This is a genomic window from Deltaproteobacteria bacterium, from assembly GCA_028818775.1.
Taxonomy (GTDB): Bacteria; Desulfobacterota; Binatia; order UBA9968; family JAJDTQ01; genus JAJDTQ01.
Genome location: JAPPNE010000136.1, coordinates 1 through 5,921, shown reverse-complemented (window position 1 = coordinate 5,921; position 5,921 = coordinate 1). Strand labels below are relative to the sequence as shown.

Here is a 5,921-nt window from a genome sequence, read left to right as displayed (position 1 = left end):
TCCGGACTCTGCTGAGCCGCCTGCCGCCCGTTCAAGAGCAGGAGGGCGACGTCGAGCAGGTGCGCCTGCCCCACCAGGTCCTCCCGCCCCCCCGGCCCGGCGTCGAAGTGGAACTGCCCTTCCCGCCGCCGCAGGCCGCTTCCCTGTCCGATGCCCTTGCCGACGCGCCTCTGGCCGTTTTGCGCTATTCGCCCGAGGGAGACGCGCCGCTGGCCCCCCAGCTGAGTATCACCTTCAACCAGCCGATGGTCCCTCTAACCAGCCACCGGGAACTGGCCCGTGAGGAGGTACCGGTCAGGCTGTCCCCCGAACCGCCGGGCCGCTGGCGCTGGGTGGGCGCGCAGACGCTCTTCTTCGAGGCCGGCGCCGCAGGCCCCGCTCGCATGCCCATGGCGACCGAGTACACGGTCGAAATCCCAGCGGGCACACAATCTGCCGGCGGCCGGAAACTGGCCGAGCCGGTCGGCTGGACCTTCCGCACGCCGCCGCCCACGCTGCAGTTGGCGCATCCCACCAGCCGCTCTCTCGGTGTGGCGCCTGTCTTCTATGCATCTTTCGACCAGAGAATCGACCCTGCGGCCGTCCTCGAGCACGCGCAGGTGACTGCCGGCGTCTTCAGCTACGCGCTGCGCCTGGCGACCGCAAATGAGATCGCTGCCGACACGCGCGTTCAACGCCTGGCAGCAGCAGCCCCTCCCGACCGCTGGCTGGCTTTCGTCGCCGTGGAGCCTCTCCCGCGCGACGCGACCGTCACAGTCACCTTCGGCGCGGGAACGCCCTCCCTCGAGGGCCCGCTCGTCAGCGCGCGTCCGCAGAGCTACAGCTTCCATACGCCCGGCCCTTTCGCGCTGCGGCAACATCGGTGCGACTGGTCTGACGGCAGCCGCTGTCAGCCCGGCGAACCCTGGCTCCTGCGCTTCAACAACCCCGTCGACCTCGAGACATTCGACCCTGCCCTCATCTCCGTCGCACCGGAGCCTGACGCCGTTTCCTACGAGGTCTACGACCGCGAAATCTGGATTCAGGCGATCACGCGCGGCAACACGACCTACACTGTCACCCTGGAAGCCGGACTGACCGATCGCTTCGACCAGGCGCTGGCCGAGAACCTGCAGGTCCGGTTCAAGGTCGGCCCGGCCGAGGCCTTCCTGACCGCCAAGGCCGGCGGCCCGATTACAACCCTGGACCCGTACGCCAGGCCCGTTTTCCCGATCTACACGCTCAACCTCAACGCGGTCAAGGTTCTGGCCTTTCGCGTTGCCGCGGAGCAGTACGTCGACTATCTCCTGTGGCGCCATGACCACCGCAACGATGACCGGCAGGATCCACCAGGCAAGCTAATCATGCAGCGCACGCTGCAGCTGGACTCCCAGGCCGACGCAGTGCTGGAGACGAACATCGATCTCGCCGGCGCCCTCGACGGCGAAACCGGCCATCTCATCCTCTACGTCGAGCCGCAGAGCGGTCTGCTTGCTTCTCTCTTCAACCAACGGCTACGGGAAATGCGCGTCGTCAGCTGGGTTCAGGTGACCGGAATCGGCCTGGACGCCTTCGTCGATGATGATGAGATCTACGTCTGGGCAAACCGCCTGGCCGACGGCGCACCGCTGCCGGGCGTGCGCGTGTCCCTCTGGCCCCAGGAGCTGCACGGCACGACCGACGAGACCGGTTCTGCCCTGTTGTCGCTCCCGCAAGACAGCGCGCAGCTGCTCATCGCACGCGCCGGCGATGACACGGCATTTCTGCCCGAAAACCGTTACGAATTCTACCGCACCGAGAGCGGCTGGCTTCGGCGGGACGTGACCGCCTAAGCCCGCTACTACGTCTTCGACGACCGCAAGATCTACCGTCCGGGCGAGACCGTCAGCGTCAAGGGCTGGATGCGCCTGATCGAACGCAGCCCGGAGGGCGACGTGAGCCTGGTCCGCCAAGGCGGCCCGGACCGGCTCAGCTATGTTGTGCGTGACGAGTCGAACAATCGCATCGACGCCGGCTCCGTACCCCTCAACGCGCTCGGGGGTTTTCATTTCCAGTTCGACCTGCCCGAAAACGTCAACCTGGGATACGCCTGGATCGAGTTGGAACCGGCCGCCGGCTTCCCCGCCGCGGACGAAGCCCGCCACTACCACGAGTTCCAGATCCAGGAGTTTCGCCGCCCTGAGTTCGAAGTCAGCGCCCGTGTCAGCGAAGGCCCCCACGTCGCCGGCGACCGCGCGCTCGCGACCGTCAGCGCCGGCTACTTTGCCGGCGGCCCGCTGCCGAACGCCGAAGTGACCTGGGAGGTCGAGGCGACGTCAGGCGCCTACGAGCCGCCCAACTGGTCCGGCTTCATCTTCGGCAAATGGTTGCCGTGGTGGGGCCATGAAGAAGAGTCCGGTTACCTCGGCCGCGCCGCCTTCACCTCGCGCACAGGCGCCGCCGGCGAGCACAGCCTGCGCATCGACTTTTTGACCGGCGTAAACGCCGGGAACGGCTCCGATCTGCCTGGCCGGGAGAACGTGCGGCCCTTTCCGGTCCACGTCAACGCCCGCGCGACCGTGTTCGACGTGAACCGGCAGGCGTGGAGCAGCGGCGCCGGCCTGCTCCTGCATCCGGCTGACCTCTACGTCGGCCTGCGCACCGAGCGCTACTTCGTCGAGCAGGGCGAGCCGCTCTCGGTTGAAGTCGTCGTCACCGACATCGACGGCAATGCGGTCGCGGGCCATGGCGCGGTCGTGCGCGCCGCGCGGCTGGGCTGGGTCTATCGGGAAGGCGGATGGCGGGAGATCGAAAAGGAGGCGCAGGAGTGCACGGTAGAAACAACCGGCGCGGCCGAGCCGGACGACAACAAAGGCAACTTTGCCGCCTGCGCCTTTGAAACGCCGCTTGGCGGCGAGTACCGCATCACCGCCACCGTTACTGACGGAGCCGGTCGTCGCAACCGCACCGAGCTGATTCGCTGGGTGAGCGGCGGTCAGCGGCCGCCGAGCGGCAACGTGGAGCGGGAAGAGCTGCAGCTCATCCCCGACGGCGAGGCGTACGCGCCCGGGGAGACCGCCCAAATCCTGGTGCAGGCGCCCTTCTTCCCCGCCGAAGGCCTTGTCACCCTGCGCCGCGACGGTCTCGTTTCCAGCCAGCGCTTCACGATGGACGGCCCGACCCACACCTTGCACGTGCCGATCGAGGAGCAGTACGCGCCCAACATTCACGTGCAGGTCAACCTGGTCGGGTCAGCCGTGCGCGTCGATGGCGCGGGCAACGAGCTTCCTGCCGCGCCCCGCCGCCCCGCCTACGCGCGCGGCCGGCTCAACCTGTCGATTCCGCCCCTGAGCCGCACACTGCAGGTTGACGCGACCCCGCGTGCGCTGAAACTGGAGCCCGGCGCCGAGACAACAATCGACGTATCGGTGCGGGATGCAAGCGGCGCGCCGGTGGCCGGCGCCGAATTCGCCGTCGTGGTCGTGGATGAGGCGATCCTGGCCCTGACCGGCTATCAGCTGCTCGACCCCGTAAGCGTCTTTTACAGTGATCGCGGCCGCGGGGTCGGCGACCACCACAGTCGCGCCGACCTGGTGCTGGCGAGTCCGCAGGCGCTGCCGGGGGCAACACCCGCGCCAACCGGTACGCCGCAACCGCAACAACCGCGTCCCGAAATGCTAAGGCAGACGTTTGCGCTTGAGGCGTCGGCCCCGGCCATGGCGGAGATGGCAATGGGTGATGACATGGCCGAAGAGTCGATGGACACCGACGGCGGCGGCGAGGCGATTCGCGTCAGGCTGAACTACGACCCGCTCGCCCTCTTCGCGCCCGAGGTTCGTACCGACGCCGACGGGCAGGCCAGCGTTTCCGTCACTCTGCCCGACAACCTCACCCGCTATCGCGTCATGGTGGTGGCCGTGGCCGGCGGCAAGTTCTTCGGCAGCGCCGCGTCCAACCTCACTGCGCGGCTGCCGCTGATGGTACGCCCTTCCGCGCCCCGTTTCCTCAACTTCGGCGACAGCTTCGAACTGCCGGTCGTGCTGCAAAACCAGACCGACGCGGCGATGGTGACACACGTGGTCGTCCGCGCGACCAACGCCGATTTGGTGGCGGAAAGCGGCGGGAGTGAAGCGGTCGGCTACGCGCTGGAGGTGCCCGCCAACGACCGTGTCGAGGTACGCTTTCCAACACAGACCGCCGGCGCAGGCACGGCCCGTTTCCAGTTTGCCGCGGTCGCCGCCAATCAGCCTGCGATCGCCGACGCGGCCGAGATCGACCTGCCGGTCTTCACACCCGCAACCACCGAGGCCTTTGCCGTCTACGGTGAGATCGACGCCAACGGCGCGGTCCTGCAGACTTTGCGGCCCCCGACTGATGCAGTCCCGAGCTACGGCGGCCTGGAAGTAACGATCTCCTCAACCGCGCTGCAGGCGCTGACCGACGCCTTCATCTACCTGGTGCGCTACCCCTACGAATGCTCCGAGCAGATCGCCTCCCGCATCCTCGGCGTGGCCGCGCTGCGCGACGTATTGACGGCGTTCGACGCGGAGGGGCTGCCGACGCCCGCCGAGATCGAGATAATGATGGACAGCGATCTGCAGACGCTGCAGGCCCTACAGGACTACGGCGGCGGCTTTCCCATCTGGCGGCGCGGCGGCGAAGTCTGGCCTTATCACAGCGTCCACGTCGCCCATGCTCTGGCCCGCGCCCGGTTGAAGGGCTACGCGGTTCCGGAAGACATGCTGAGCCGCTCGCTTGACTATTTGCGCACCATCGAGGACCACTTCCCCTCCTGGTACGGGGCCGGCGTCCGTCGCGGTCTTTCCTCCTACGCCCTCTATGTGCGCAAACTGCTTGCAGACGATGATCCATCCAAGGCAAGAAAGCTGATCAACGAAGCCGGTTTGGAAAACCTCTCGCTTGAAAGTGTCGGCTGGCTTCTCTTCGTGCTCAGCGACGATCCGGCCTCCCACCGGACGGTCGCAGAGATGCGGCGCTTCCTCGACAACCGCGTGACCGAGACCGCCGGCGCGGCCACGGTCGCCTCCGGCTACGGCGACGGCGCATACCTGCTGCTCCATTCCAGCCGCCGCGCCGACGCCGTCCTGTTGGAGGCGCTCGTCGTCGACCAGCCCGACCGCGACCTGATTACAAAGCTGGTGCGCGGGCTGCTGGGGCACCGCGCCGCAGGCCGCTGGAGCAATACGCAGGAAAACGTCTGGGTGCTCCTGGCGCTGGACCGCTACTTCAACGCCTTCGAGTCACAGACGCCCGACTTCGTCGCCCGCATCTGGCTGGGTGAGCGGTACGCGGGCGGCCATGCCTTCGAGGGCCGCTCAACCGAAAACGTCGCTCTCGGCCTCCCGATGCAGTACCTCCAGACAAGCGCGGATGAAACCGACGGCGACCTTCCCCTGATTCTGCAGAAGGAAGGCCAGGGACGGCTCTACTACCGGTTGGGTCTGCGCTATGCGCCCCTCGACCTGCGCCTGGACGCCGCCGATCGTGGCTTCACCGTCGAGCGAGTCTACGAGGCTGTCGACGATCCGGCCGACGTGCGCCGCGACGAAGACGGCGTATGGCGCATCCGCGCCGGCGCCCGCGTGCGCGTCAAACTTTTAATGGCGGCCCCCTCGCGCCGTGTTCACGTAGCCCTGGTTGACCCGCTGCCCGCCGGATTGGAGATCCTAAATCCCGAACTCGCAGTCACCGGAAACCTGGGGGACGAGCCGAACCGGAACCGAGGACGATGGTGGGGGGGAAGCTGGTATCGGCATCAAAACCTGCGCGACGAGCGGGCCGAGGCCTTCACGCCATACCTGTGGGCCGGTGTCTACCAATACAGCTACATAGCCAGGGCCACGACCCCCGGCGTTTTCGTGGTGCCCCCCACCATGGCCGAAGAGATGTACGCGCCGGAGACCTTCGGAAGATCGGGAACGGATTGGATCGTTGTCGAGGTG

Annotated in this window: 2 protein-coding genes and 1 pseudogene; all 3 read left to right on the top strand. The window is 67.3% G+C overall.

The window, feature by feature from the left end; translation table 11 throughout:
- Positions 1 to 1,811 (top strand): hypothetical protein (locus OXU42_14770; GenBank protein MDE0030653.1); only part of this gene is annotated, 1,811 nt, incomplete at its 5' end.
- A 15-nt stretch (positions 1,812 to 1,826) separates the two neighbouring features.
- Positions 1,827 to 3,452: pseudogene (locus OXU42_14765) on the top strand (MG2 domain-containing protein).
- Between the two features lie 264 nt (positions 3,453 to 3,716).
- On the top strand, positions 3,717 to 5,921 hold a 2,205-nt coding region (locus OXU42_14760), incomplete at its 3' end, for a hypothetical protein (GenBank protein MDE0030652.1).